We start from the raw sequence: 26403 nt of genomic DNA, 5'->3' as shown, positions 1-26403 counted from the left end.
TAAGGAATTACAACCATGCGTCATCGTAAGAGTGGTCGTCATCTGAATCGCACCAGCTCGCATCGTCAGGCCATGTTCAAGAACATGTCTGTCTCGCTGGTCGAACATGAAGTCATCAAGACAACCCTGCCTAAGGCCAAGGAACTGCGTCGCGTTATCGAGCCGCTGATCACCTTAGCCAAGCAGGATAGCGTTGCGAACCGTCGTTTGGCGTTCTCTCGCACACGTTCCAAAGAAGCCGTTGGCAAGCTGTTCAACGAGCTGGGTCCGCGTTACGCCGAGCGTCCGGGTGGTTACATCCGTATTCTCAAGTGCGGTTTCCGCACCGGCGACAACGCGCCTATGGCTTATGTTGAGCTAGTAGACCGTCCGGTTGCTGAAGAAGCCGCTGCTGAAGAGTAAATCTTTAGCTGCAGCCTCTTTAAAGCAGAATGAAAACCGACCCAGCTGGGTCGGTTTTTTTGTGTCTGGCGTCTTGCGCTACCTCGTGTATTTATCTGTTGCGTATATACTCTGCACAAAGCGTTAAATTACACGGCGAGCGTGCTAGTCTAGAGAGTGTTTTGAACCAGCAGACATAATCGAATTGATATCTCCAGCGTATTTGATCAGCGCATAAACAGTGCGCAGGGCAAGCCGTGTGCGAGCACGTTGAGAGAATATGGGTTTATTTCCAGCGCAGATGACATCAGCAAGGGGCGGACATGGCGGCGAGGGGAGTTAAATATAATAAAGGGGCAATGGCATGGTTTGCGATATTCCTGCTATTTCTAACGGCTATCATGGCATCTGCCGCCCAGGCGAATCCGCGTTATGCCGGTATCGTAGTCGATCTTGAAAATGGCGAAGTGCTGTACTCGGAAAACGCCGATGCACCACGCTACCCCGCATCGCTGACCAAGATGATGACGTTATATCTAACCTTTGAAGCATTGGAAAACGGCGATCTAGGCCTTAATCAGGCTCTACCCGTGTCCGCTCAGGCCGCCGCCATGCCCGCCACCAAGCTGTGGCTCTCGGCGGGCAGTACCATCCCTGTGGATACCGCTATTCGTGCCCTGGCGGTACGTTCTGCCAATGACGTCGCCGTTGTACTCAGTGAATCGCTAGGCGGTAGTGAACAACAGTTCGCCCGCATGATGACCGAGAAAGCGCGCGAGCTCGGCATGACGGCGACCACCTTTCGTAACGCCTCCGGCTTGCCTGATGATCAGCAGATGACCACGGCTCGCGACATGCTCACTCTCTCGGTGCGCGTCATACAGGATTTTCCCCAGTATTATCATTACTTCGGCTTGCAGGAGTTCACCTATCGCGGCACGCGTCACACCAGCCATAACCGCCTGGTGGGCAGCTACCCCGGTGCCGATGGGCTAAAAACGGGCTTTATTCGCGCGTCTGGATTCAACGTGGCAACCACAGCCGTACACGACGGTCGGCGGATGGTCGCAGTGGTGATGGGGGGCTTTAGCGCCTCCTCCCGAGATACGCATATGGCCAATTTACTGGATAGAAGCTTTATGCGGGCTGAGTTGCGCGATCATCGCAGCTGGCTTGCGGATACCAGCTTTTCACAGGATTACATGAGTTTCCCGTCCTCTACTCCGCCGATCACGCCTTCGCGCCCGGCACCGGTTTCCCAGCCCAGCCAAATGCTCGCCCGTGTGGATACCACCACAATTTCACCTAGCCCAAGCGCTATGGTGGATGAGCGTCTGGCCAAGATGACCGTTGAAGGCCCGAGCGAAGTGTCACCAGGTTCGAGTGCTGACCCTCTGCAGGACTTTATTCAGCGCGAGCGCATCATTGAAGCGCCGCCAAGCGGACACTGGGGCATTCAGGTAGGTGCGTTTAGTCAGGAAGCTCAGGCGCAACAGTTAGCTCAGCAGGCAGCCCAGCGCTTAACGCAGAATTTATCCGGGCGTATTGCGGTAGATACCCTTGAAGGCCAAACCCCGGTTTACCGCGCCCGCTTGGTAGCGCTGGATGAGCAGCATGCCCGTGAAGCGTGCCGCGAGCTTCAGCTGCAGGGCATGGAGTGCATGGTGGTTAACGCCAGCCTTTAAAACTGCGATATGAAAAGCAGAGCAAAGCCCCCGCTAACGCTTGGTTGATTAGCGGGGGCTTTTGTTTTTAAACCGTACCAACAACTTGGGGGCGCGCGTGACAGCGTCATTTAAAGGCATTCTTTTCATGTGCGCCGGCGTGCTGTTTTTATGCCTGGGGGACGCCATTGCTAAGTGGCTGGGTGAAGTGCATTCTCCGCTGCAGATCATCTTCTTTCGTACCCTGGTATCACTGCCGCTGATTGTATTGCTGGCCTGTACGTCAGGCGGGCTGCAAAAACTGCGCACCCAGCGCCCCGTCGTTCATTTAGTACGTGGATTGATCTACACGGCGTTGATGGTGAGTTTTGTGATGGGCCTAACGCTATTACCTCTGGCAGAAGCTACCGCGATTGCCTTTGTCGCCCCGTTATTTGTCACTCTGCTATCAGTCCCCATGCTCGGTGAACGGATTGACCGGCCTGTCGTCATCTTTTCACTTATTGGATTTGTGGGCGTACTGGTGGTGGTCAGGCCGGGCGGCGATGCGTTTCATCTAGGCGCGCTGATCATGCTGGCCGCGGCGCTGTTCTATGCGTTGATGATGATCACCGCGCGGCGCTATGGCAGCCAGGAGCATCTATGGGCCATGGTGTTTTATATGATGCTCGTGCCGTTTGTGATCACCGGACTGTGTTTGCCCTGGGTATGGCAAACGCCTGAGCCGCACCACTGGCTGGGGTTTTTGGCTTCAGGCGTATTAGGCGTGAGCGCGACGGCGTTTCTAACATTGGCGTTTCGCTATACGGCAGCGGCCATTGCCGCGCCGTTTGATTACACCGCCATGCTATGGGCCGTGGCGCTTGGCTGGTGGTTTTGGGACGAAACGCCGGACAGTTGGGTATGGGTGGGCAGCGTGCTGATTATCAGCAGCGGCCTGGCAATTGCCTACCATGACCGCCGAACAACCTTGAAACGCCGTCCCTCTGCATGAAGGTGATGAAGCGGACTGCTTCAGGCAAACGCATATACATCCATCGCCAGTACCCCATGCTCGACACTATGGTGCAGCTGCTTGGCGTCGCCTCCTGCGCCCATCGCCACCAGTAATGGTTGAAAATGCTCGGGGGTTGGGTGGTTTCGGCGGGCTTCGGGAGCGTCCTGCCAGTCAAGTAATGCGTCGCGGTCATTACTTGCAAGTTTGCTATCGACCCAATCTGCGAACTCGCCCACCCAGTCTGGCATGGTGCTGCCCATGGGCATTGTCTCGTACAGATTGTGGGTCAAGCTGCCCGAACCAATAACTAAAATACCCTCGTCACGCAGCGTGGCAAGTTTACTACCTAGCTCGGCAAGCGCCTGATTGGACCAGCGTATGGGCAGCGAGACAGATACCACCGGAATGTCCGCTTTCGGGAACATGAGCGAGAGCGGTACCCAAGCACCGTGGTCGAGCCCACGCTCGACACTCTGGGCACCGAGCAGTGCCGCCAGACGCTCAGCCAGTTCAGGCTCACCCGGAGCAGGGTACTGGCACTCGAACAGCGCCTGTGGAAAACCACCAAAGTCGTGAATGGTTTCCGGCCAGGCCGTGTTGCTTACCTTGAGCGCAAGGCTCTCCCAATGAGCAGAAACGACAACGACTGCCTTGGGTGCCAGCGTTTTGCCCAGCTCGCGTAGAAACTGATGCGCTGGGGTCGGGTTGAGCGCCAACATTGGGGAGCCGTGGGATATAAACAGGCTAGGTAACATGATGACATCTCCTAACGGTAGCCCCGACGCTCGGGTTGAGCGCCAAGGCAAAGAATGAGGCTTTCAAAAATAGGGCTTTCAAACTAGCGGAAAAGACGACCCAGGCTGAAGCTGCCGCTACCTAAACCTGCTTGAACCAGCAGTGCAACGGTCCAGAACAGCGGGAATTCCCAGCCGCCGCCTTCATTGGAAAACATCCAACCGTTGCCCAGGTGGATCGACGTGGCGCCCAGCAGTAGCGGTATCATGGCAAGGCTAATCCAGCGCGTGTAAACGCCCAGTATTAGCGCTAAGCCGCCACCCAGCTCACCCAGAATAGTCAAGTAAGCTAGAAAACCCGGAAGGCCCAGCGATTCGAAATAACCCACCGTCCCCGGCAGTGTAAATACGAAGACTTTAAGCAGGCCATGGGCCAGTGCCATAACACCAAGCGAAACGCGAAGCAGCGCGATGGCGTGGGGTTGAATATTCGCAGGCGCAGTCATCGCGGAAGAGGGTGTATTCATGAGGGTGTCTCCATTGGGGAACGATGTTTCAATGAAGAAACTTTACGTGGTTATGACTGAGAGATAATCGACGTTTAACGAACATCACTGTTGCGTAATAGGCGACAATCCCATGTCACGCTCCCAGTAGGGCGGGTCGCCCCAAGCCGCCGCCAAGTGATCGATAAAACGCTCTACTTTGACAGGTAAAAAGCGCCGGGCCGGGTAAAGCGCATGAATATCCAGCATGCGTGGTGTCAAATCGGTCAAGATCGGTATCAGGCGGCCTTCAATAATACTTTCTGTAACCAAAAAGCTCGGCTGGTGGGCGATGCCCAGCCCCGCTTCGGCAACGTGGGTTAATACATCACCGTTGTTGCTTTCAAGCGGGCCGTGGGTGGACAGCGTGATATTGCCAAAACGCCAGTCGCCAGGGGTCGGGCCGCTACGATAGTGCAGGCACTGGTGCTGCTTTAAAGCTTCTATATTGGCAGGGGCGCCGTGTTTGGCAAGATAGTCAGGCGAGGCGCAAAAAAGCATTCGGCAGCGTGTCAGGCGGCGCGCCACCAGGCTTGAGTCCGGCAGGCTGCCGATGCGGATTGCAACGTCGTAGCCCTCTTCGAGAAGATCCACCCGGCGGTCGTTCAAGTCCAGACGTACATCCAAGCCAGGGTGCTGGGCCATAAAGCTTGCGACCAGCGGGGAGAGATAGCCGACGCCAAAACTCATGGGTCCATTGATACGTAATCGGCCGCGCATCTCAGAAACGCCGCTGCCGACATCGGCGGCGGCTTCATCAAGCGCTTGCACAATTGTCTGCGCATGAGCCAGATAGCGCTCGCCCTCCGCCGTTAAATGCAGGCGCCGTGTGGTGCGCTGAATGAGCCGTACTCCCAGCGTTTCCTCAAGCGCCATGACCAAGCGCGAAACTCGCGTACGGGAAAGGTTTAATGCCTCGGCAGCGCGCGTGTAGCTGCCTAATTCGGCAACTCGCATAAAGGCGACTATCGGCTCGAGCTGATGCATAAAATCACGTCACTTAAAGGCTGGGCCGGGTAAAAAGGCGAGCGGCCTGATAAGGGGCGGGCTGGCCGCAAATAGCTGAAATAACCGCCAGTCCATTTGCGCCGGCACGGAAGACCTGCTCGCTATGGTCGGCCTTTAACCCGCCGATGGCAACGCTGGGTAGGGGCGAGGCAGCGGCCAGCTGCGCAAGGCCCTCAAAACCGATAGGTAGCGCATGGTCACGTTTACTCTGCGTGGCAAACACCGGGCCTAGCCCCACATAGTCCAAGAGCTCAGCCGGGGCCGCTTGAAGCTGCGCAAGCGTGTTAATGGAAAGCCCGATAATTGCGTCGGGGCCCATTGCGGTGCGCGCCTGTTGAGCGGCGGTGTCGCTTTGCCCGACGTGTAGCCCATCCGCACCGCTTTCCAGCGCGACCATCAAACGGTCATTAATCACCAGCGGCACACCGCTACCGTACAGGGCGGCCTTGAGGCGTTTAGCCTGCTTAATCATATCGACATCGCTTGCCTGCTTATCACGCAGCTGAACAAAGCTTACGCCTCCCTCGACGGCCTCAACGACCGTGCGCTCAAGGCTATAGGGTTGGCATAAGCGGGCATCCGTCACCAGATAGAGCGAAAGATCAAAGCGCATTAACCTTTCTCCAGGCCGGTGAACGTATCAAGATCGCTTGGCGTCAGTTGATAAAGCGCATCCAGAAGCGCCACTTGGAAGCTGCCGGGGCCAGTTGCCAGCGCTCCTGCGCGCTCACCTGCCACGCCAAAGCTTCCCAGTGCCGCAACGGTCGCCACTAACGGTGTTTCAGGCTGGGCGGCGATAAACGCCGCCACAGTGGCGCTCAATGCACAGCCAAGAGTGGTTACTCGTGGCATTAACGAATGTCCGCCGGTTAGCCGCCAGTGCTGGGTGCCATCGGTAATGAAGTCATGCTCGCCGGTCATGGCGACAATACAGCCTTGCCGATTAGCCAGGGTAATAGCGGCGTCCCGGGCCTCGTCGATTGACGCCGTGGCATCGACACCTCGGCCCTGGTGAGTCAGGCCCGTCAGCGCGATAATTTCTGAAGCATTGCCCCGAATCACGCTGGGTGCCAACGCCAGCAACTGCTGAGAAAGGGTTTGCCGGTAGCGTGTGGCACCCACGGCAACCGGATCAAATACCCACGGAATGTTATTTTCCTGCGCTGCCTTCGCCGCCTGCTGCATGCCTTCGGCCCAGGTTGGCGAAGGCGTGCCGATATTGATCGATAGCGCCCCGGCCAAGCGGGTAAATTCGGCAACTTCCTCGACGGCATGCAGCATGGCAGGGGACGCGCCCACCGCTAACAGGCAGTTAGCGGTGCTGTTCATTGCCACAAAATTGGTAATACAGTGCACCAGCGGTGTCGTGCGTTGCACGGCGAAGAGAGCCTCGCCAAGCGGGAGTGATGTCATAGCCACCTCACAGCGTAGATCGGGTGCGAAACGACACCGCGACTTCCTACGCCGGTATTATCCGGTTCAGGTTCAAAGGGTGCGTCTCAGCTCGATGATCTCAAGCGCCCCTGTCGGTAGGGCTACTATCCTAGCCTGGGGAGGAGGTGTAAAGCATCAGTGACGTCTAAAGCAGTTGCCGTCGTTCATACAGTTCTTCAAAACAGTTCTTCACAACAGTTCTTCACAACAGTTCTTCACGACAGTCATTTACTACGGTTATTCTCGACAGCCGCAAAGCGCTAATAAACCAGATCCAGGGCGTGCTGGCGTAGAATGTTCAGGGTGGTTACTTCAAGCGCTTTCTCATGCGTACCGGATAAAATGACCGGCGGCGCCACCCCCACGTTAGCCGCCTGCTGCCAACGGCTGGCGCATAAACACCAGCGATCACCGGGTGATAGGCCGGGAAAACCAAACTGGGGTTTAGGCGTGCTTAAATCATTGCCCTGCGCCAGAGAGTAGGCAAGAAACTCCTCTGTCATAATCGCGCAGATGGCATGGATCCCTACATCTTCAGGACCCACACGGCAAAAACCATCGCGGTAAAAGCCCGTTTTGGGTGAATGGCAGCAAGGCGTCAGGGGTTCGCCCAGCACATTTAGATCACGCGACATGTCGCCTCCGGAGTGTCAGGGCTAGAATAATCGGTATCCTGCCCACATGGTGTGTAACCACAGTTTCATCAAGCGATGGTTGCGTTTAACTATAGGCTTGTACACGGTGTCAGTTTTGTCAAAGATAACTGCTAAATCGAATCATTTAGCAGCAAAATTCGTAAGGATCCTAAGATGAGTTTTGAAGGCGAGCAGTATCCAGGCGTTGCACCCGTTGCTCCGCAGACCCAAGGTTTCCGTTTAAACCATACAATGCTGCGGGCGAAAGACCCTGAACGGTCGCTGGCTTTTTACTCGCAGGTATTCGGTATGCAGGTACTGCGTCGGCTGGATTTCGAAGAGATGCAGTTTTCGCTCTACTTCTTAGCCAATCTGGAAGCCAGCGATCAGGTGCCGGAAGATACTCAGGCACGTACCGCCTGGACCTTCAGCCAGAAAGGCCTCTTAGAGCTTACCCATAACTGGGGCACTGAGAGCCAGGAAGACTTTGCCTACCACGATGGCAATGCCGAGCCTCAGGGGTTTGGGCATATCTGCTTTAGCGTGCCGGATTTATCAGCCGCCCAAGCTTGGTTTGACGAGCACGATGTAACGTTCGTAAAGCGGGCCGATCAAGGCAAAATGAAAGACGTCGTGTTCGTCAAAGACCCAGATGGCTACTGGATTGAAGTCGTCCAGGCAGACCTAATGGCGGCGTCAGGCGACTAATATGGCACATTTGCTGTTTCGGCTGCGTCACGTTACCGATGAAGAAGCCATGGAAATTCGCGCCTTACTCGCCGAGCATCGCTTTGATGTTTACGAAACCCAGGCGGGGTTTTTCCGCTTGGGGGTCGATGCTATTTGGCTACGCGACGAAAGCCAGCGTGAAGCGGCCGAAACCGCCCTGGCCGCGTATCAGGTAGCGCGCTTTAACCATGCTCAGCGCGAATTACACGAGGCCCAAGCTCAAGGGAACGCGCCAACGCTTTGGCGGCGGCTCCTTGAACACCCCGTGCAAGTCGCGCTGGTGCTCATCGCGGTGGGGCTGATTGTGGCCCTTACGGTAGGCCCTTTTTTAGGCTTACTGCGGGGTTAGCGCCTTTGCCGTTAGGCCGCTGTCAGGTGGCCGCGTTTAAGGTACATCCTGACGCCCTCACTACCCGCGGTTAACGCAGGCGTTGCACCCGTCGGGTAGCGGCACCAGGTGCCAGCCGTGTAGTGGTGCGTGCTATCGCTTAGCGTGCCTTCCAGAATAAACAGTTCAAGCCCGCCTTTAAGCGTGGGGTAGGCAATTGAAGTACCCGCCGCCCAATGCTCCAGGCTAATACGTTCCTGCTTGAACGTGTGGAGCATCTTGTAAGCAATGCGCGGCCGACGGTCGGGCTGCCAGGGTAGCCGGTGGGCCGGTACGGCCAGCTGCAGCGTATCGTTGGGGTCAAACTGATGCAGTTTGACGAAAATCAGCGCGCCTTCATCGCCAATCTGCGGCGTATGGGCGGTACCGATCGGATTGCGCAGGTAGCTTCCCGCCGGGTAACGGCCGTGCTCATCGGCGAAAACGCCTTCCAGCACCAATATTTCTTCACCACCGCCATGGGCGTGAGGGGAGAATTGACTATTGGGCGCATAGCGCACCAAGCTGGTGGCACGGGCTACTTCGTCGCCGACCCGGTCCAGCATCATGCGTTCAACGCCCGCAATGGGGGCGTCTACCCACCGGTACTGCTCCGGGGTCACGCTGACAAACTGAGAAAAATCGGCATTCAAGTGCATGATGTTAGCTCGGTAGCGGATGAATCTGCACAGTCTCGATAGATCACCCGGCAATTGCAACCCGGCAATGCTATGCGTTGAGCGCCTCAAGCGTTGGCTGCCTTTGAAAACGCCGCCTTTGAAGCGTCAATTCATCTGCCAACGCTGAGAAGACGGGACGCTGGCCCTGCGCGTCGGCATACCCCAGCAGGCCCGTTCTACAGTGGCGGTTATTCTCCCAGCCGGGATAGTCGGTTATTGGGTACAGGCAGATGCCCTCAACGGGAATGTTCTGGCGCAAGGCTATCTCGACCTGCTCGCACACATAACGTACCCACGGTACGCGGCGCTCGCTTTCAGCACCGGTTTCCGCAATCAGCAGCGGCTTTCCATAACGTTGATAGGCATCGGCCAAAAGCTTATGGAAAGGACGGTAGTCGGGGCTATCCATGGGGATATCCTGACGATTGGCGTACCACTGGTTATGCGGGTAATAGTTCACCCCCATGATATCCATGTAGGCAGGCTTGCCACCTAGCTCAGGGTAAAGCTCGCCACACAGCATATCCCACGCCGCGTACTGCTCGAACTTAAGCCGCTCAGCACGTTCGCGACCCTGGCGCCGGGTGGAGCGGGATACCACATGAATGATGGGGTCGACCTGAATAAAGCGCGCCCTGGGCGAGATTTCCCGAACCGCTTCCATGGCGGCAATGGCGGCGCGTACCAGCTGGCATTTAAGCTCATCGCCCCGACGGCGCACGGTGGGGTTGAAGTGGGCCACGCTCCCCCCCGCCCAGGCCCAGAACGAGATTTCATTAAGCGGGGTAATAAGCGGCGCTTCAATGCCTTCATCGCGTAAAAGCCGCGTGGCGGCCGCGGCATAGGCGGCAAAGCGCTCAACGAACTCAGCCTTGAAGATATCAATATCATCCGGCCAGCCGTAGTGGCACAAATCCCAGATGACCTGGGTACGCTGCGCCTTGGCCGCACGTATCATTGGCAGCACGCTGCTCCAGTCGTAACGGCCTTTGGCGGTCTCGATAAGGTGCCAGCGCATGCCGTCGCGTACGCTGTGAATGGCATGATGGGCAAGCGCTGCGTAGTCGTTACTGGCGTACTGATCGTGCCGGGTGCCAGCAATCAAATCCAGTCGCCGCCCATCCCGGCGGCGATGGGTAGAGCACTCGAACCCTCCCAGAAAAAAACTTTTAAACAGACTCGGCTGATGCATGCCGTTTTACGCTCTTGTCGGTGAAGCGGTGCGTCTTAGCTTACCCGCGTTGCGCTGGCTTGCGCCAATGAATCGCTGGCATGTTTTTCCGCCAGATGCTCAAAGGTTGCCAGGGCCTGGCCCACCACCTGATCCATATTGTAGTAGCGGTAGCTGCCCAGCCGACCCAGAAAGGTGACGCCCGGCGTGGCATCGGCCAGCGCACGGTAACGCCGGTAAAGCTCGGTGTTCTCGGCCCGCGGAATAGGATAGTACGGGTCGCCCTGGTCGGTGGGGAACTCATAGGTCACGCTGGTTTTGGGATGCCGCTGCCCGGTCAGGTACTTGTACTCGGTGATCCGCGTATAGGGCACGTCCTCTGACGGGTAGTTGACCACGCCCACCGGCTGAAACACTGCCTGATCGAACGTTTTATGCTCAAAACGCAGGCAGCGGTAGGGCAGCTTGCCCAACTGGTAGCCAAAGTACTCATCAATCGGCCCGGTGTAGATCAAGTGGTGATAATCGATCTGGTCGCGTAACGCTTCAAAATCCACACCTAATTGAAGCGTAATATTGGGGTGATTAAGCAGGTTCTCGAAAAGGACGGTGTACCCATCCTGGGGCATCATCTGAAAACTATCCGTGAAGTAGCGATCATCGGTATTGGTGCGCGTCGGCACGCGGGCCGTCACCGATTTATCCAGCTCCGAAGGGTCAAGCCCCCACTGCTTACGCGTATAGCCACGAAAAAACGTCTCATAAAGCTCGCGGCCTATCTGGTTTACAACCACATCTTCAGAGGTGCGGATATGCTCAACCGGCTCGGCGCGCGAGGCGAGAAACTCGGCCGCCTGCTCCTCATCCAGGTTCAGTCCATAGAGCATGTTAAGCGTGGTCAGGTTAATGGGGATGGGCACCTGCTGGTCGTTTACCTGCGCGAGTACGCGATGCTCATAGGGGCGCCATTGGGTGAAGTGGGATAAGTAATCGACGATCCGCTTAGCGTTGGTATGAAAAATATGCGGGCCGTAGCGATGCACCAGCACGCCGGCCTCGTTGTAGTGGTCAAACGCATTGCCGGCAATATGCGGGCGCCGGTCGATGACCAGAACGCGCTTATCAAGCACGCTGGCCAAGCGTTCAGCCAGCACGCTGCCCGCAAAGCCCGCGCCGACAATCAGGTAGTCATAGGTAGGGTTGGACGCGCGCTTCATACTACACATCGCATTTTCTCCTCCATGAGCTTCCAGGTAGTGTCCCAGGACATATCGCTCAGCGCTGCGTCCGCCAGTTGCCATACCCGGTCCTGCTGCTGGGCATCTTCCAGTGCCTCTTCGATAGCGCTTACAAACTCAGCGGGTGTCTGGGCAATCTTGACGACACCGCTATCCCCGTAGGTACGTATCACATCGGTGATCGGTGTAGAGACAACCGGACGCCCGCCGGCCAGATACTCGGGGGTTTTGGTCGGGCTAATAAACCGAGTGGATTCGTTCAGCGCAAAGGGCATCAGCGCGACATCCCAACTGGCCAGATACTGGGGCAATTCAGCGTAGGATTTGGAGCCCAGGTAATGGATGTTGGGTAGCTTGGGGAGCGTTTCCGGGTCGATCTTGACCACCGGACCCACCAGAATGAACTGCCATTCAGGGCGTTGAGTGGCAGCGGCCAGCAAGAGCTCAATATCCAGCCGCTCATCAATCACTCCGAAAAATCCCAGGCGTGGGTGGGGAAGATGGGCCTGGTCTTCGGGCTCTGCCTGGGGTGTCCGCGCAGCGCCAAAATGGGCGATATCGACACTGCTGGGAAATGGATGAACGTTAGGATGCAGCTGGCGCTTGGCTTCAAAAAGGCTAACGCCACCGGTGAAGATAAGGTCCGCGCGCTCGATCAGGCGGCGCTCTTGCTCCACCAGCGAAGGTGGCGCGCCACGAAAGGCAGACAGCTCATCCATACAGTCATAAACGGTGAGCCGTGGCGTCAAATGGTCCGAGTAGGGCAGGCTCATCGGCGTGTAGTACCAGGCGATAATATCGCTTGCGGCTATATCTTCCAGAAAGGCATCCAGCAGGCGGCGCTGGGCACTAATTGCTTGCTCGCCTTGATAGCTATCGGGCAGGTGAGGCACCAGTACCTGTACGCCTTCTTCCTGACGTTTTTCAAGCCAGGGCTCGGCGGCATCGGTAGGTACCGCTTCTTCAAAAAACACCACATGATGGGTCGCCGCGAAGCGCGACATAATGTGCTGCGGACGCTGATACACAAACCGCCAGCGCAGGTGGGAAAAGCAAATCAGTACGCTAACTGATGCATGGGTATTCGCTTTCCCATGGCTGTTAGATGACAAACTGTTTTGACGTCGCTTACCAATACTGGGTGGCTCAACTTCCTTCCAGCGCATGTATTTTCTCCTTGGTTAAATGAAGGGTTAGCTTTACGAATTCAACGGTGCGGTAAACTAACCCTGGGTTCCCTTTTATTGCTGTAGTGCTAAATATGATTGGTTTTATTGCTTTAGTGCTATTTATATTTTCGATAATCTGAGGGTTATTAGTTTAATAGTTTCTTCTGATATGTAGAGTTGCTCTGTTAATAGCCTTAAGCAGCATAATGCTTGGTTGGCTGTGATAATTTAGTTGGCCTTGATAATACAGACGGGCGTTTAGCCTCCCACTGCCAGGCATGCTTAATAATGGTGGGCAGTGTTGCGTAGCGGGGCGCCCAGCCAAGCGTTTGTTTGGCCAGCTGCGCATCGGCCACCAGCCGGGCAGGATCGCCACTACGCCGAGGTGCATTTTCAAAAGGCACGGCGTAGCCCGTCACGCCTTCAATCGTATCGAGCACTTGCTGTACGCTAAAGCCGTCGCCGTTGCCTAAATTAAAGGCTGCTGTCTCTCCGCCTTGCCATAAATACTCCAAGGCGAGCAAGTGCGCTTCAGCCAGGTCATCCACATGGATATAGTCGCGAATGCAGGTGCCATCCGGTGTGGCATAGTCGCGTCCATACACGCTAAGTGGGCCGCGCAGTCCAAGTGCGGCCTGCAACGCCAGGGGAATTAAATGCGTTTCAGGCGCGTGGCGTTCACCTATGCGGGTTAACGGGTCGGCACCCGAGGCATTAAAATAGCGTAGCGCAACAGAGCGTAGCCCATAGGCATGCGAGAAATCCTTAAGCATATGCTCAACCATCAGCTTACTCATGCCGTAAGGATTCAAAGGCTTTTGTGGATGGTCTTCACTCAAAAGCGGGGTCTGGGGTTCACCGTAAACGGCAGCCGTGGATGAAAAAACCAGCGGGCCTACCTGATGGTCTTTTAGTGCTTGAAGTAATGTCAGCGTATTAACAACGTTGTTCAGATAATATTTGCCAGGGTTAACGACTGACTCGCCTACCTGGATAAGAGAAGCAAAATGCAGTACGCCATCAAAGGAGTGTGTCGCCAATAATCTATCAAGATGCTTTCGATTGCCGCAATTACCAATAATCAATGCACCGCCTAAAAGACTTTCTTTAAATCCGGTAGAAAGATTGTCAAGAACAACAACGTCATGGCCTTTATAGAGGAGATATTTAACCGTATGAGAACCGATATAACCACAGCCGCCCACTACTAATAGTTTCGACATTATGCTGTGGCCTCATAAAAGAAACCTATATTTAAAAAAGCTAAAACCTAATTAAAAGCTATTAATTAACTTTTAAAGGCGTTCGCATAATGGCTAAGCTTACTGGCAAGCGATACAGCGAAGAATATATTTATTTATAGTGTTATAAGCAGGTTTAAGCCAAAGTTAAAAAGTAATAAAGTCGCAATTTAACTAATATTGTTAACCCAGGACATCAAGCCCTGACTATTAAGCATAGCCAGGGCATATCACTCTTTAAGGAGTATCCATCAGCGCGGTTAGGATATGATGGGCGGCCTCGATGCGGGCCTGGTTAGGGTAATTGCGATTCGCCAGCATAACGATACCCATCTGCTGGCTGGGTACAAAAGCCACATAGGCACCAAAACCTCCGGTTGAGCCGGTCTTGTTGAACCACACGTCCTGGCTTGCCGGTAGCGGCGGCTGTAAGCGCCTTGCTTCGTTGGCTTCTAAAGCCATCTCAAGCGAATTTCCGGCGCGTAGCTGATCAAGCGTTACCGGATAGGCATATCGCTCCCAGCCCAGGGCTTGGGTCATATCCCCCATACTGAAATAGCCCATTTGCGTTGTCTCTAACGCTTCACGCAGCGTCTCATCCAGCGCTGAACTATCCATGTGGGCTTCAATGAACGCCAGCATGTCTGCAGTATTGGATTTAACGCCGTAAGCCTGGGCATCCAGCACGCCTGGATTTACCCGAACCGCCTCATCATCTTTCGAGTAGCCATAGGCATAGTGGGGCTGCTGTTCTTCCGGCACCTCCAGGTAGCTGTGCTCAAGCCCAAGCGGCGAGAACAGATGCTCTTCCATTAACGCCGCATAGGGTTCGCCAAGCCGCTGCGCTGTCAAATAGCCGAACAAGCCAATACTCGGGTTGGAATACTGTCGGTGAGTACCGGGGGCATAGTCGGGTTGCCAGTGGCGATAGTAGTCGAGCATTTCGTCTTCATTCTGCACGTCGTCAGGAAACTGCAAAGGCAGCCCGCCCGCTGTGTAGGTGGCAAGTTCCAGAAGGCTTACGTCATCAAAAACGCTGCCTTCAAACGCTGGCAGGTATTGGCTGGCAGAATCGTTTAACGACAGCGCACCGCTCGCCTGCGCGTAAGCGCCCAGCGCTGCGGTAAAGGTCTTACTGACCGAACCTAGCTCAAAAAGGGTGTCGGCTGTTACTGGGGTATTCGCCGCTTGATCGGCGACACCATAGTTAAAGTAATACCGCTTGCCATCAACACTCAGCGCCACGGCCATACCTGGAATACGATGTTCCGCCATTAGCGCTGTTATGGTGTCGTTGACCAGCGCATCTATCTGGGGATTATTCTGCTCATCAGAGGCCCAGGAGAATGAGCTGATAACAAGCGAACCTGCGATAATAAGGCTCGTTTTTGCTGCAAAAATGCTGTTCATTTAGACAACCTGATAATCAAGTGTGAATGACGATTGGCGTATTAATGGTCTGGATGGCGAGTAAATTACGGTTAATGGCGCTGCCTGACAAACAGCGATATTTTATACGCGCCATTAGAAAAATTAGGGGGTAAAAGAGTGCGTCCTTATTTGCCACTAAAAGCGCTGCGTGCCTTTGAGGTATCGGCTCGCCATTTGAGCTTTACCCGCGCCGCCGAGGAGCTCTGCGTAACCCAGGCCGCCGTTAGCCATCAGGTTAAGCTGCTGGAAAGTCAGCTCAAGGTTCCGCTATTTACCCGCTTGCCCCGCGGATTAATGCTGACCCAGGAGGGCGAGGGGCTGTTGCCGGTATTAAGAGACGCTTTCGATCAGATCACACACACGCTAGAGCAACTAGGCGAGAGTAATTACCGTGAAGTGTTAAACGTAGGCGCAGTGGGTACGTTTGCGGTGGGCTGGCTGTTGCCCCGGCTGGCCGATTTTCAGGAAAAGCACCCCTTTATCGATCTACGTCTTTCCACGCACAACAACCGTACGGACATGGCCGCCGAAGGACTCGATTTTGCCATTCGCTTTGGCACCGGCGCCTGGCATGGTATTGCCGCACAACCCTTATTGCCAGCATCCTTATCCGTGATGTGCACACCGATGATCGCCGCGCGGCTTAAAATGCCGGCTGATGTATTAAACGAGACGCTGCTGCGCTCCTATCGCGCTGACGAATGGGCAGAGTGGCTGCTTGCGGCCGGAGGGCCGGTTAATTTCCCGCTACCTAAAAGCATCGTATTTGATTCATCTATCGCCATGGTGGATGCCGCGCAGCAGGGAATCGGAGTGGCTTTGGCGCCCCCGTTGATGTTTTCAAGGCAGTTGAATAGTGGTGCGTTGGTACAGCCATTTACGACGGCCGTTAGCCTGGGTGGGTACTGGCTTACTCGTCTGCAGTCACGCGAAGAAACCCATGCCATGGCATCTTTTAGAGAGTGGTTGATGACAGCAACCAGCGCCTGAACGGCGCTGGTTATCGGGCGAAGCACACCGGCCTTTCTTAGCCAAAAAGTTTACGCGATGCTTGCAGCGCCTGTTTAGTGGCTATGCTCGCTGTGATCGTGATCGTGATCGTGATCGTGATCGTGATCGTGATCGTGTCCTTCGTCAGCCTCATGGTCATCATGACCCGGCTCTGCCAGCGAGTCGTGCAGCGTACGAGCATTGTGGCGCATCATGCCCAGGTACGTGCTGGCTTCACCTTCAGAAGCTAGGGCGTCTGCGTAAAGCGTTCCGGCAATGGGCAGGCCCGTCTCTTCCGAGAGTTGTTGAATGACCGCAGGATTGGTCATGTTTTCATGAAACAGTGCCTGGACGTTCTGGTCGTTAATCACATCGACTAGTTCCGCCATGCTCGCGCCGCTGGGCTCGACTTCGGTAGACAGGCCAACCGGTGATAAAAAGTGAATGCCGTAGGCGTTGGAGAAATAGCCAAACGAATCGTGGCCGGTGATGACGCTGGTGGATGACGGAATCTCACTGATCAGTTCGCGGATTTCAGCGTCGACTTCTGCCATTTCGGCTAGGTAGCTATCGGCGTTAGCCCGGTACTCATCGGCATTCGCTTCATCGGCTTTAATCAAACCATCGCGAATATTGGTTATGTATACCCGCGCTTGCTCCATGTCCTGCCAGGCGTGGGGATCAAATTCGCCGTGAACGTGGTCATGCCCGTGATCGTGATCATGCCCGTGGCCGTGGTCATGTCCGTGGTCGTGATCATGCCCGTGGTCGTGGTCATGCCCGTGATCGTGATCGTGATCGTGATCATGTCCGTGGTCGTGGCTGTGCCCCGCGTACGATAGCTTATCGATACCGTCAGTCGCCGTGACCAGGGGGCCTTTGTAATCGCTTGATTCAATAAGCCGCTCCATCCAGCCTTCAAACAGCAGGCCGTTGAACACTACCAAATCAGCTTCCGCCAGCGCACGAGCGTCACCCGGGCGGGGGGAGTAGACATGCGAATCACCATCGGCGCCCACCAGTGACTTAACGTCCACATGCTCGCCGCCCACATTCTCGACGATATCGCCAAGAATCGAGAAGCTCGTTACTACCTGAACGCGGTCCGCCGCGATGGCTGCAGGCAGCGCTAGCATTGCGGATACACCGACCAGCAAGCGTGAAGATAACCGTAAAGACATACCGACTCCTTTTTAATGATTTACGTAGATGCCTCGGCACTCAGCGGCGCAGTCTTGCGCCTGAGCCTGGCCGCCAGACTGTGGTAGCGACCAAACAGCGCCGAGAAAAAGTAACCCACACCGGCCAGTAGAATAATGCTAGGCCCCGAGGGAATATCTAAGTGAAACGAGAGCAGCAAGCCGCCCGTACTGGCCGTAATAGCGATCATGATCGAAATCGCCATCAGCCCTTCAAGCCGCCTGCTCCAAAAACGTGCGGCGGTGGCGGGCAGCATCATTAAACCTACGGCCATCATGGTGCCCAACGTCTGAAACCCGGCGGTCATGTTGAGCACTAAAAGCGCAAGAAATACGCTATGTACCCAGCCGTTTCGGCGGTTTTGACCGCGTAAAAACAATGGATCTAGGCATTCCACCACCAGTGCCCGAAAAATCACTGCCAGAGTGATGAGAATGAGCGTGCTTATGCCCGCGATAAGCATCAGAGCGGTGGAGTTGACCGCCAAAATAGACCCAAACAAAACGTGGGTTAAGTCCACGCTGCTCCCACCAATGGAGATCAACATGACCCCCGCGGCCAACGAGATAATAAAAAAGCTCGCCAGTGCCGCATCTTCACGCTGACCGCCGATCTTCGATACCGCCCCGGCCAGCAAGGCCACCATCAGCCCGCATAACACGCCGCCAATACTCATGATGGGCAGCGAAAAACCGGCGAATAAAAAGCCAATGGCTACACCCGGCATAATGGCATGCGCAAGGGCATCGCCAATCAGGCTCATCCCGCGTAATACCAGAAATACGCCCAGCGGCGGGGCGGCCAGAGAAAGGGCTAAACCACCCACCACCGCCCGGCGCATAAAACCGTAATCAAAGGGGGCGATAAACCACGCGTTAAGCAGTTCCAACATGCTGGCCCCCCAGAGTAAATGGCACTGTCTGAGCAGGCGCATGGGAATGATTCAGCGCGCTGGGCGCCACCCAGCGGCCATGGCCACCGTTTAGCATCAACACCTCATCTGCCAAGCGCCGTAAGTGGTCCATATCGTGCAGCACAACAATAATCGTGACCCCGTTATCCGCCATTTCGCGCAATATGCGAATCAGGATATCCACCGTATCGCTGTCAACGTTGGCGAAGGGTTCATCAAGCAGCAGCAGCTCGGCTTCCTGCATTAACGTGCGCCCAATTAACGCCCGCTGGCGCTGGCCGCCAGAAAGCTCACCCAGCGGGCGATGGGCCAAATGCGAAATACCCAAACGCGCCATGATGTCGCGGCCGCGACGATAATGCGCCGCACAGTAACCCTTAAGCGCCCCATGGCTTGGCCAAGTGCCAGTCATTACCAGTTCTTCCACGCTCATCGGAAACGTTAAATCGAGCGCCAGCTGTTGTGGCAACCAGGCACGCCGTTCGGATGCGATAGTGCACGATACCGTACCGCTAATAGGCCTCAGCTCGCCCATGATGGCCTGAATAAGCGTGCTTTTACCCGCCCCATTAGCACCAATTAGCGCGGTAATCGCCCCCGGCTTGAACTCCCCATCAAGGTGCTCTAATACCGTGCGCCGCCCCTGGGCCAGATGTAAGTTCCTAAGCGTCAGGTGTGATAAAGCGTGCTGACTCATTGCGGCCACCCGCCTGCCCAAATTACCAGCGCCCACAGCAGCACTAACGGCACAGCCACAAATACCAACCGTTTAGTGGCCGACAGTGACATTAAAGAGAAGTGGCAAGGCCCTTCCCGGTTATGACGGTGCGTGCGATGACTCACTGAATATCCTCTTAATGATAGAATAAGTTATAACATAACATTTGGCAGAACCAAAAAATTGCCGAATATTTTACGCGCTTCCATGAATGTGACAATGATAAGCGCGCTTACTAATTTAGCAATTGATACATGCAATAAGGTGTTAATAGCGCCAGGTGGCGCCAATTTGCTGCGGAGACACCATTAGCGCGTACTCGCCCTCAAGACTAACGGGCCCCAACGAAACGCGTGCCGGTTGAAAGCGGTTAATCGCCGAAGATGCCTGGTTCGGCTGGGTCCAAATTTGCAGCTCATTGACCAGCATGCCGGTTGCAAAGTTCACCGCGCCATCGCGCTCACGGCCATCCGCCGCAATCACGCCGCCCGCGATCCCGTTGACGATCAGCGACCCAACCCGTGCACCAAAGCCGCGGCGCTCCCGCTCGGCTTGAGCAAGCTCCAGCCCCAACGCCTGCACGCCGCTGAGCTCACCGCGCGCTTTTAGGCGCTCATACTCTACTAACGCCGCCTGATGCGGCTGGCTTTCCATCAGCATTCCGCCCAATGCCAGCGCCGACTTCACCACGCCCACCCGCGCATCAAACCGGTCATCGCTATCGCTCGCTTCACTGGACTGGTAAGCGTTAACCGCAAGGCTTGCGCCATAAATGCCCGTCCAACCCCACTGCCAAACGTTGGCCTGGCTAGCCCCGCGCTCAAAAACATCGTCATAACTCGCCCATTCATCCGATGTCTGCGCCTGAGCCGGCAGCGCAACCGCGCATAGCAGCGCGCACAGCAAGTGGTTTAAACGCATGGTGAAAATCCTGTAATCAAAGGGGAATGACGTTAAGCGTAGCATGCAAATGGGGCGGGAAAAATTATAGTAGTAGATACATGTATGGTAATTGCTATGTAATTTCTTTGATGATTAATGCGTCTTTATTAGTAGCAAAACCCTACGAAAATATTTGATTAGGAATATTGAATATAAATGCAATTTATATTTTCCAGCCGGTTTTGTATAATTAAAGAGAGTTGTATCTTTTAGAAGAAATGAAAACACATTGATGATTTATACTTTCACGTTGAGGTTCTGATGGAGTTGAATTCTAGAGAGGTTGCAATCTTAATATGGATTGTTTTTTTTCTTGCTTTTTCCCATGTTAAGGCAAGACAAAAGGGGTTAAGTCTCGGGTTCTTGAATGTTGTTAAAGCTTTCTTTAAAAAAGATATTATAAAAGTGCTTGTAATAGCTCTTGCTTGGATAGTTTTATGCTTGTTAGTTATGGCTCAAGTAGGATTATGGAGGGGAGAGAATGTTAAGGTAACAGTTTGGTGGTTTTTAGGGTTTGCATTTATTAGAATTTTTAATTTGAATGATAAGGAATTGCTAAATGAAGAGAGTTATCTTATAAGTTATCTTAAAGCTGTGTTCGCGTTGTCCGTTATAATTTCTTTTATTGCGGGAGCATTTACATTGCCTTTATATTTGGAACTGTTCCTCGTACCCTTGATTTTTTTATTTTCAGCAGTTGAAGTTTTTGCAAAACATAATAGTGATTACAAGCCTGCTCAGAAAGTTGCGCATTGGTTAATTGTTTTAATCGCATTCATATATATTATATATAGTTTGGTGAAAATAACATCTAGTCCCAATGAGTTTTTCTTATGGGTAAAATTTTTTGATTTACTGGTTCCTGTATTGCTTTCTATAACGTTTATCCCTTATATGATGTTGCTTAGGACTTATGTAGCATATGAGAATGTATTTAGAAGAATTGGTTTCTGGATGCAGGATGATAAGCTTTTTAAATATCTTAAGTTTAAAGCAATTATGCGGTTTGATTTCGACATTCAAACTTTACAGTCTTGGAAAGAATCTCTGGAGTTTAAAAAGACAAACATAGTAACAAAAAAAGATGTTGATGCATCAATTGATGAAGCAATAAAACTAAAAATAATGGATTTTATTAGAGTGCCAGTGCCGAAAGAGAAAGGATGGAACCCTTTTGAAGCAAAAGACTTTTTAAAGTCACATGGCCTTCCTTGTGATCAATATAGACCTATTTATCAAGGCTGGGGTGCAGATTCAAAACCTTTGAAGTTTAAAATAGGAAGTGTCTCGAGCATTGATTATCTAGTGTCAGGTTGTGAAGAGAGTGCAACAAATCTTAAAATTAAGTTGTTTGTATGTAAGGAAGATGATGAAAGTTTATATGATGAGAGTTTTTCTCATATCTGTGCGGAGTTAGTATATGTTGCAGCTACTGAAGTTTATGAAGAGTTAGTGAATAAAATAGTATCGTTAGAAGATATGAATGTTTTACTTGGTTGTTGGGAGTTTTCGATGAAACATGAAAGTTTTAAAAATGGATCCTACTCAGGGTATGAGCGGTTTTTTGAAATAAAAATAATAGAAAACTAACTCCCTTAATCTTAGTGCTATGAAGTTAATTGTAAAAGTTAGTCTTAAATTGTAAGTCTAATAGAGCCCTTAGCGGGCTCTTTACTTCGGAAGCAGCGATTAGGTGGGCTTAATCGTCATCTTCGCGTTTTTCAAACGCACGCTTGTCATCGGGTAGGCGGACGAGATCGCCTATAGCGAGCTTGTCCATGCCTTTCAGGCGTTGGCCTTTGGAGTCGAGGATGGCGACGACCTTGGCGATACTCACGGCGTCTTCCTCGCGGTAAGCTTCCACTTCCACCCGGACGATCTTGCCTTGGTAGCGAGCCGAGAGAATATCGCCGGTGCCAATCCTTGAGTGACCATGATGATCGTTGGCAAATAGCTTGGATACGCTGGCGCTACCGGGGTCGTCCCATTCAATATGTCGATGCATCGCTCTCTCCTTGTCAGTTAACCCATAAAACCAGTGTAGTTTGCTTTTTATTGAACCCGCCAGTTATTGGCTGATGGATTCATCGCCAATATGCTGAAACATAAAGGTTAACGCGGCCGGTAAGCTGGCCCGCCAGACGCGCCAGGTGTGTCCACCGGGGTAAAGATCCAGGCGCACGTCGTTGGGCTGGATGCGCTCCATGGCTTGGCGTAGTTGGCGGGCGTGGAACTCGGCGTCGTACACATCGCTTCGCCCTGCGCTGATGTAAAGCGGCACGGGGGGAATATCGCTTTCTTCCGCACTGGGGCGGGGCGTTACGTTAATGCGGTACTCTTCCAGGTAAGCGGGGTAGTTACGCTCGTCCCATAGGCTAGTATCAAAATTACCTTGCTCATCTAAAAAGGAAGGGTGGCGGTGGGCAGAGGAATTCAGCGGTGGATAAGGGACGTAGCTTGCCGGGCTTAAGGCGGCCACGGCGCTAAACATCTCGGGCTTTTCCAGGGCAAAGTTAAGCGCGCCAAAACCGCCAGCTGAAAGCCCGCCCACGCCGCGTAGCGCACGCGTTGTGCCTACCTGGTAGGTAGCTTCTACATGCGGAATCAGGTCGTTGAAAAAAGCGCTGCGGGCGGCTTCGTTGTGGCCGTCTATCCACCAGCTACGGCTGCCGGGCATGATGAACACCGCTGGCGGTATGTGCCCCGCACGAATCAGCCGGTCGGCGGTTTGCGCAAGATTGCCCTTGGCCACCCAGTCACGTTCATTGCCAAACGAGCCGTGAAGCAGATAAACCACCGGGTATTGAGCGCTGATATTAGCGTCATAATTGTCGGGTAAATAAACGGTGTAAGGATAGGCGTGGCCAAGCGTGGGTGATTCAAAGGTATGATGCTGAACCTCACCGGCAATCGCTGCGTTAAAAAAGCCCCAGAGGCCCAGCAGAGCGGCTAGCTTTATGAGAAGTGGGCGTAACGACCATCGAGACATGTTAGTGATAGATGAGAGCGACAAACTGCCTCCAGGAATTATTAGCAAGTTATAAAGTCGGACACCACGATAACCGGGAGTGTTCAGCGCAGGCTAAAGATAGGCATACATGGAGTAGGTATGCATAAAAGAATAGAAGAAATTTATTGGTTGCGTGCTTACGGCTGTGTGGCCGTTTTTTTGTTTCATCTGTTGGATCACGTTAATCAACGCGTGGATAATCTGGCGACCGATCTCATGCGTTTGCCGCTGGTGCTGGGTACGCCGATCTTTTTGTTTATCTCGGTGTTTGTGTTTGCCATGCGCTACGACAAGGCGGTGCCGCCCGGTTTTTTGGCCCAGCGGGTGAAGTACGTGATGCTGCCGTATCTGGTGTACGGGTTTATTTACTCGACCGCCGAGTGGGTCAATTTGTACGTGACTGGGGAACCGGTGAGCTTTATCGCCAACGCGGTGGAGTACTTTATCTTCGCCGGCTGGCACGGGTATTTTCTGATCATCGCCATGCAGTTCTATGTGGCTTACTGGCTGTTTACGCGCTGGCGGCTGTGGCGCTTCAATCCGGTGCCGTGGCTATGGCTTAGCTGCCTGGTGAGCATGGCGTACTGGGGCACGGCCTATTGGCTTGAGGTTGAGTTGCCAGGATATCTGCTTTGGATTGCCCCCCTTGGCTGGATTTACCTCTTCTTTCTAGCACTGGCATTGGTGCGCTATTACCCCTTTGAGTCGGAAACTCAGGTGCCTGATCAGCCAGCGTGGATGCGCTATCTGTCTCATCCAGTGTGGCTTGGTCTTTGGGTGTGCCTTTTGATCATGGCAAGTATTGCCGGCTGGCTGCAGTTTTCCTCCAAGGAAGTGTGGGTCATTCCGCTATTTGTACTCTTTACCCTGGTTGCCATGCGCTACCTGAAGAATTACCCGGCGCCGGGCTGGGTGCGCTATATCAACCGGTACTCGTTTGGCATTTATCTGGCCCACCCGATGTTTTTTGCAATTACCGACGTGCTCATCGTGCCTTTTAATCTGCCTGTAGCAGCTTATGTGCTGTTGCTCATCATCATTGGGGCGAGCGGTTCCATCATGCTCAACAAGGTTGCTAACACGACGACTACGGGTGCCATGTTGTTTGGGAAACGTCTGAAAGCGTAAAAGATCCTTTGCACCAAAATGAGTCATTAGGGTTAAATTTTGCGCTTTTTTGGTTCAAAACAACGTTCAGGGGGTAGTAAAACCTTAACAGTTAAACGCTATGCTACATGGAGAAGCATGGTGGGTTAACTTTTATTGATTGTTAAACAATGACTTATTTTTAATGTAGACCATGTTGGTGCAAAGTTGGCACGCTCTCTGCATTGTATTGGTCAGCGGCTAGCGGGTCATAGGCAGATGCCTTTCGACGTGCTACAACGATAGCCGATTTAAAAAGATCTCTGAACGATTTGTGACTTATAAACAGGCAAACGCTGAGCGAACAAAAATGACAAACGCGCCCTTTAGGTTACGGTTTGTCGAATGACTTAAGTTTGTCTAACAACACTTTTATCGATAGCTTACTGTTTTTACGCTTTAAGCCACGCTCATACCGGAGGACACAATGTCAGCCAAGACTCTCGCGCTAATCGAAGAACATGATGTTAAGTGGGTGGACCTGCGTTTCACCGATACTCGCGGTAAAGAGCAGCACGTCACCGTGCCTGCCCGCGATGTAAACGAAGAGTTCTTTGAGAATGGCCAGATGTTCGATGGTTCTTCTATCGAGGGCTGGAAAGGCATCAACGAATCCGACATGATTCTGCGTCCGGAAGACGGTACTGCATTCCTCGACCCCTTCACCGAAGACGCTACCCTGATTTTGCGTTGCGATATCATCGAGCCTGCCACCATGCAGGGCTACGATCGTGACCCGCGCTCCATCGCCAAACGTGCTGAAGCGTACCTGGAATCTACCGGCCTGGGCGATACCGCTTTCTTCGGCCCGGAGCCTGAGTTCTTCATTTTTGACGAAGTACACTGGAAGTCTGATATTCAGGGCTCCATGTACAAAATCTCGTCCGAAGAGGGCGCCTGGGCAACTGATAGCCGTGTTGAAGGCGGTAACCTGGGCCACCGTCCTCGCCTAAAAGGCGGCTACTTCCCGGTTCCGCCGGTCGATAGCTTCCACGATATCCGTGGCGCTATGTGTAATACGCTGGAAGCGATTGGCCAGACTGTTGAAGTGCACCACCACGAAGTGGCGAATGCGGGTCAGAACGAAATTGGCGTTAAATTCAACACCTTGGTGAAGAAGGCCGACGAAGTTCAGGAAATGAAGTACGTGATCCACAACGTGGCCCACGCTTACGGCAAAACCGCGACCTTCATGCCCAAGCCGCTGGTGGGTGACAATGGTTCAGGCATGCACATCCACCAGTCATTCTGGAAAGATGGCCAGAACCAGTTTGCCGGTGACGAGTACGCGGGCCTGTCTGAAATGGCGCTTTACTACATTGGCGGTGTGATCAAGCACGCCCGTGCCCTGAACGCCTTCACCAACGCGTCTACCAACTCGTACAAGCGCTTGGTACCGGGTTTCGAAGCGCCGGTAATGCTGGCCTACAGCGCTCGTAACCGCAGTGCGTCTATCCGTATTCCTTACACGGCAAGCCCGAAAGGCAAGCGTGTCGAGACCCGCTTCCCTGACCCGACTGCCAACCCTTACCTGTCGTTCGCAGCCCTGCTGATGGCCGGTATCGACGGTATCAAGAACAAGATCCATCCTGGCGATGCCATGGACAAGAACTTGTACGACTTACCGCCGGAAGAAGGCAAGTTAGTACCGACCGTTGCTAACAGCCTGGATCAGGCGCTGGAAGCACTCGACGCTGACCGTGCGTTCCTGACCGAAGGTGGCGTGTTCACCGACGATATGATCGATGCTTACATCGAACTCAAGATGGAAGAAGTGGAGCGTATCCGCATGGCGACGCACCCCATTGAGTTTGATATGTACTACAGCTGCTAATGGCGTTTTAACGTGTTAGCCCTAAAACCCCGCCTCGGCGGGGTTTTTTATTGCACTGATCCGGTGATTGGCATGCTTTCTAATTGTGCTTAATGCACTAAAATAGTGCATTAAGCATCCGTGGTGAGCGGCCAGCTGCGCTATAAACGCTCGCCTCAGCGGTGTGTAATGCCCACAAGCCGTGCATTGTGTCGCTAGTGGAACAACTTGGCGCGCTTTTTGCAGT

28 protein-coding genes and 1 riboswitch are annotated in these 26403 nt (G+C 53.6%); of the genes, 9 read left to right on the top strand and 19 right to left on the bottom strand.

The genetic code is table 11. The features are described 5' to 3' along the window. Positions 1-15 precede the first annotated feature (15 nt). The 3 genes from rplQ to D467_RS0111700 all read left to right on the top strand — a co-directional run bounded on the left by rplQ (position 16) and on the right by D467_RS0111700 (position 3039). Entirely contained in the window at positions 16-402 is a 387-nt protein-coding gene (gene rplQ / locus D467_RS0111710; protein WP_018917717.1) for a 50S ribosomal protein L17, read from the top strand. A gap of 338 nt (positions 403-740) precedes the next feature. Beyond that, complete coding sequence (locus D467_RS0111705) at positions 741-2066, top strand: D-alanyl-D-alanine carboxypeptidase family protein (protein WP_018917716.1); 1326 nt, start codon at positions 741-743, stop codon at positions 2064-2066. Positions 2067-2163: 97 nt separating this feature from the next. Beyond that, complete coding sequence (locus D467_RS0111700) at positions 2164-3039, top strand: DMT family transporter (protein ID WP_026285737.1); 876 nt, start codon at positions 2164-2166, stop codon at positions 3037-3039. A gap of 20 nt (positions 3040-3059) precedes the next feature. On the opposite strand, the gene D467_RS0111695 is transcribed toward D467_RS0111700, so the two are convergent. The 6 genes from D467_RS0111695 to D467_RS0111670 all read right to left on the bottom strand — a co-directional run bounded on the left by D467_RS0111695 (position 3060) and on the right by D467_RS0111670 (position 7398). After that, positions 3060-3797, bottom strand: coding sequence for a DODA-type extradiol aromatic ring-opening family dioxygenase (locus tag D467_RS0111695; RefSeq protein ID WP_018917714.1), 738 nt, complete (start codon positions 3795-3797; stop codon positions 3060-3062). Between the two features lie 83 nt (positions 3798-3880). Then, positions 3881-4303, bottom strand: coding sequence for a DoxX family protein (locus D467_RS0111690; RefSeq protein WP_018917713.1), 423 nt, complete (start codon positions 4301-4303; stop codon positions 3881-3883). A gap of 84 nt (positions 4304-4387) precedes the next feature. Beyond that, positions 4388-5308, bottom strand: coding sequence for a LysR family transcriptional regulator (locus D467_RS0111685; protein ID WP_018917712.1), 921 nt, complete (start codon positions 5306-5308; stop codon positions 4388-4390). Positions 5309-5321: 13 nt separating this feature from the next. Next, on the bottom strand, positions 5322-5942 hold the full coding sequence (gene thiE, locus D467_RS0111680) for a thiamine phosphate synthase (protein WP_018917711.1): 621 nt from the start codon (positions 5940-5942) through the stop codon (positions 5322-5324). Then, positions 5942-6742 carry a hydroxyethylthiazole kinase gene (gene thiM / locus D467_RS0111675; RefSeq protein WP_018917710.1) on the bottom strand — a complete coding sequence of 267 codons (801 nt, stop codon included), beginning with the start codon at positions 6740-6742 and terminating at the stop codon, positions 5942-5944. The genes thiE and thiM overlap by 1 nt, the downstream gene beginning before the upstream one ends. A 26-nt stretch (positions 6743-6768) precedes the next feature. Beyond that, a riboswitch (TPP riboswitch) is annotated at positions 6769-6864 on the bottom strand. Between the two features lie 159 nt (positions 6865-7023). Then, positions 7024-7398: a DUF2237 family protein gene (locus D467_RS0111670; protein WP_018917709.1), complete on the bottom strand. Its 375-nt coding sequence runs from the start codon at positions 7396-7398 to the stop codon at positions 7024-7026. 174 nt (positions 7399-7572) lie between these two features. On the opposite strand from D467_RS0111670, the gene gloA reads away from it, so the two are divergent. After that, entirely contained in the window at positions 7573-8106 is a 534-nt protein-coding gene (gene gloA / locus D467_RS0111665) for a lactoylglutathione lyase (protein ID WP_018917708.1), read from the top strand. Between the two features lies 1 nt (position 8107). After that, positions 8108-8476, top strand: coding sequence for a DUF6164 family protein (locus tag D467_RS0111660; RefSeq protein ID WP_018917707.1), 369 nt, complete (start codon positions 8108-8110; stop codon positions 8474-8476). A gap of 11 nt (positions 8477-8487) precedes the next feature. On the opposite strand, the gene D467_RS0111655 is transcribed toward D467_RS0111660, so the two are convergent. From D467_RS0111655 to ampC, 6 genes are all read right to left on the bottom strand, one after another. Further along, a complete protein-coding gene (locus D467_RS0111655) occupies positions 8488-9153 on the bottom strand; it encodes a cupin domain-containing protein (RefSeq protein WP_018917706.1) in 666 nt (221 codons plus the stop codon). A 70-nt stretch (positions 9154-9223) separates the two neighbouring features. Then, complete coding sequence (locus tag D467_RS0111650) at positions 9224-10366, bottom strand: hypothetical protein (protein ID WP_018917705.1); 1143 nt, start codon at positions 10364-10366, stop codon at positions 9224-9226. 35 nt (positions 10367-10401) lie between these two features. Then, the gene (glf, locus tag D467_RS0111645; protein WP_040460408.1) at positions 10402-11571 is read right to left on the bottom strand and encodes a UDP-galactopyranose mutase; all 1170 of its coding nucleotides are present in this window, start codon (positions 11569-11571) and stop codon (positions 10402-10404) included. Beyond that, on the bottom strand, positions 11559-12749 hold the full coding sequence (locus tag D467_RS0111640) for a glycosyltransferase family 1 protein (protein WP_018917703.1): 1191 nt from the start codon (positions 12747-12749) through the stop codon (positions 11559-11561). The genes glf and D467_RS0111640 overlap by 13 nt, the downstream gene beginning before the upstream one ends. 197 nt (positions 12750-12946) lie before the next feature. Continuing rightward, positions 12947-13975, bottom strand: a complete 1029-nt coding sequence (gene galE / locus D467_RS0111635) for a UDP-glucose 4-epimerase GalE (RefSeq protein WP_018917702.1) — start codon at positions 13973-13975, stop codon at positions 12947-12949. A 255-nt stretch (positions 13976-14230) separates the two neighbouring features. Further along, entirely contained in the window at positions 14231-15403 is a 1173-nt protein-coding gene (gene ampC, locus D467_RS0111630; RefSeq protein WP_018917701.1) for a class C beta-lactamase, read from the bottom strand. 138 nt (positions 15404-15541) lie between these two features. Between ampC and D467_RS0111625 the strand changes: the two genes are divergently transcribed. Beyond that, the gene (locus D467_RS0111625) at positions 15542-16414 is read left to right on the top strand and encodes a LysR family transcriptional regulator (RefSeq protein ID WP_155826485.1); all 873 of its coding nucleotides are present in this window, start codon (positions 15542-15544) and stop codon (positions 16412-16414) included. A gap of 74 nt (positions 16415-16488) precedes the next feature. Here D467_RS0111625 and D467_RS0111620 read toward each other — a convergent pair whose 3' ends face one another. The 5 genes from D467_RS0111620 to D467_RS0111605 all read right to left on the bottom strand — a co-directional run bounded on the left by D467_RS0111620 (position 16489) and on the right by D467_RS0111605 (position 20166). Then, positions 16489-17595, bottom strand: coding sequence for a metal ABC transporter solute-binding protein, Zn/Mn family (locus D467_RS0111620; RefSeq protein WP_018917699.1), 1107 nt, complete (start codon positions 17593-17595; stop codon positions 16489-16491). 20 nt (positions 17596-17615) lie between these two features. Next, positions 17616-18506: a metal ABC transporter permease gene (locus tag D467_RS0111615; RefSeq protein WP_018917698.1), complete on the bottom strand. Its 891-nt coding sequence runs from the start codon at positions 18504-18506 to the stop codon at positions 17616-17618. Beyond that, positions 18490-19224, bottom strand: coding sequence for a metal ABC transporter ATP-binding protein (locus tag D467_RS0111610; RefSeq protein WP_018917697.1), 735 nt, complete (start codon positions 19222-19224; stop codon positions 18490-18492). The genes D467_RS0111615 and D467_RS0111610 overlap by 17 nt, the downstream gene beginning before the upstream one ends. Beyond that, on the bottom strand, positions 19221-19370 hold the full coding sequence (locus D467_RS19935; protein ID WP_167324157.1) for a hypothetical protein: 150 nt from the start codon (positions 19368-19370) through the stop codon (positions 19221-19223). Before D467_RS19935 ends, D467_RS0111610 begins: the two co-directional genes overlap by 4 nt. Positions 19371-19512: 142 nt before the next feature. Next, positions 19513-20166 (bottom strand): hypothetical protein, encoded by a 654-nt coding sequence (locus D467_RS0111605; RefSeq protein WP_018917696.1) that lies wholly within the window; start codon positions 20164-20166, stop codon positions 19513-19515. A gap of 282 nt (positions 20167-20448) precedes the next feature. Here D467_RS0111605 and D467_RS0111600 point away from each other — a divergent pair, with 282 nt between their 5' ends. Further along, positions 20449-21777, top strand: a complete 1329-nt coding sequence (locus tag D467_RS0111600; RefSeq protein ID WP_018917695.1) for a hypothetical protein — start codon at positions 20449-20451, stop codon at positions 21775-21777. Between the two features lie 109 nt (positions 21778-21886). On the opposite strand, the gene D467_RS0111595 is transcribed toward D467_RS0111600, so the two are convergent. Then, positions 21887-22192, bottom strand: coding sequence for a hypothetical protein (locus D467_RS0111595; RefSeq protein WP_018917694.1), 306 nt, complete (start codon positions 22190-22192; stop codon positions 21887-21889). A 63-nt stretch (positions 22193-22255) separates the two neighbouring features. Further along, positions 22256-23176 (bottom strand): alpha/beta hydrolase, encoded by a 921-nt coding sequence (locus D467_RS0111590; protein WP_018917693.1) that lies wholly within the window; start codon positions 23174-23176, stop codon positions 22256-22258. A gap of 120 nt (positions 23177-23296) precedes the next feature. Between D467_RS0111590 and D467_RS0111585 the strand changes: the two genes are divergently transcribed. After that, on the top strand, positions 23297-24325 hold the full coding sequence (locus D467_RS0111585) for an acyltransferase family protein (protein WP_018917692.1): 1029 nt from the start codon (positions 23297-23299) through the stop codon (positions 24323-24325). Positions 24326-24770: 445 nt separating this feature from the next. Next, positions 24771-26177, top strand: coding sequence for a glutamate--ammonia ligase (gene glnA, locus D467_RS0111580; protein ID WP_018917691.1), 1407 nt, complete (start codon positions 24771-24773; stop codon positions 26175-26177). Positions 26178-26403 lie beyond the last annotated feature (226 nt).

This window comes from Vreelandella zhanjiangensis DSM 21076 (assembly GCF_000377665.1).
In the GTDB taxonomy this organism is placed as follows: Bacteria; Pseudomonadota; Gammaproteobacteria; order Pseudomonadales; family Halomonadaceae; genus Vreelandella; species Vreelandella zhanjiangensis.
This window is presented reverse-complemented; position numbering and strand designations above follow the sequence as displayed.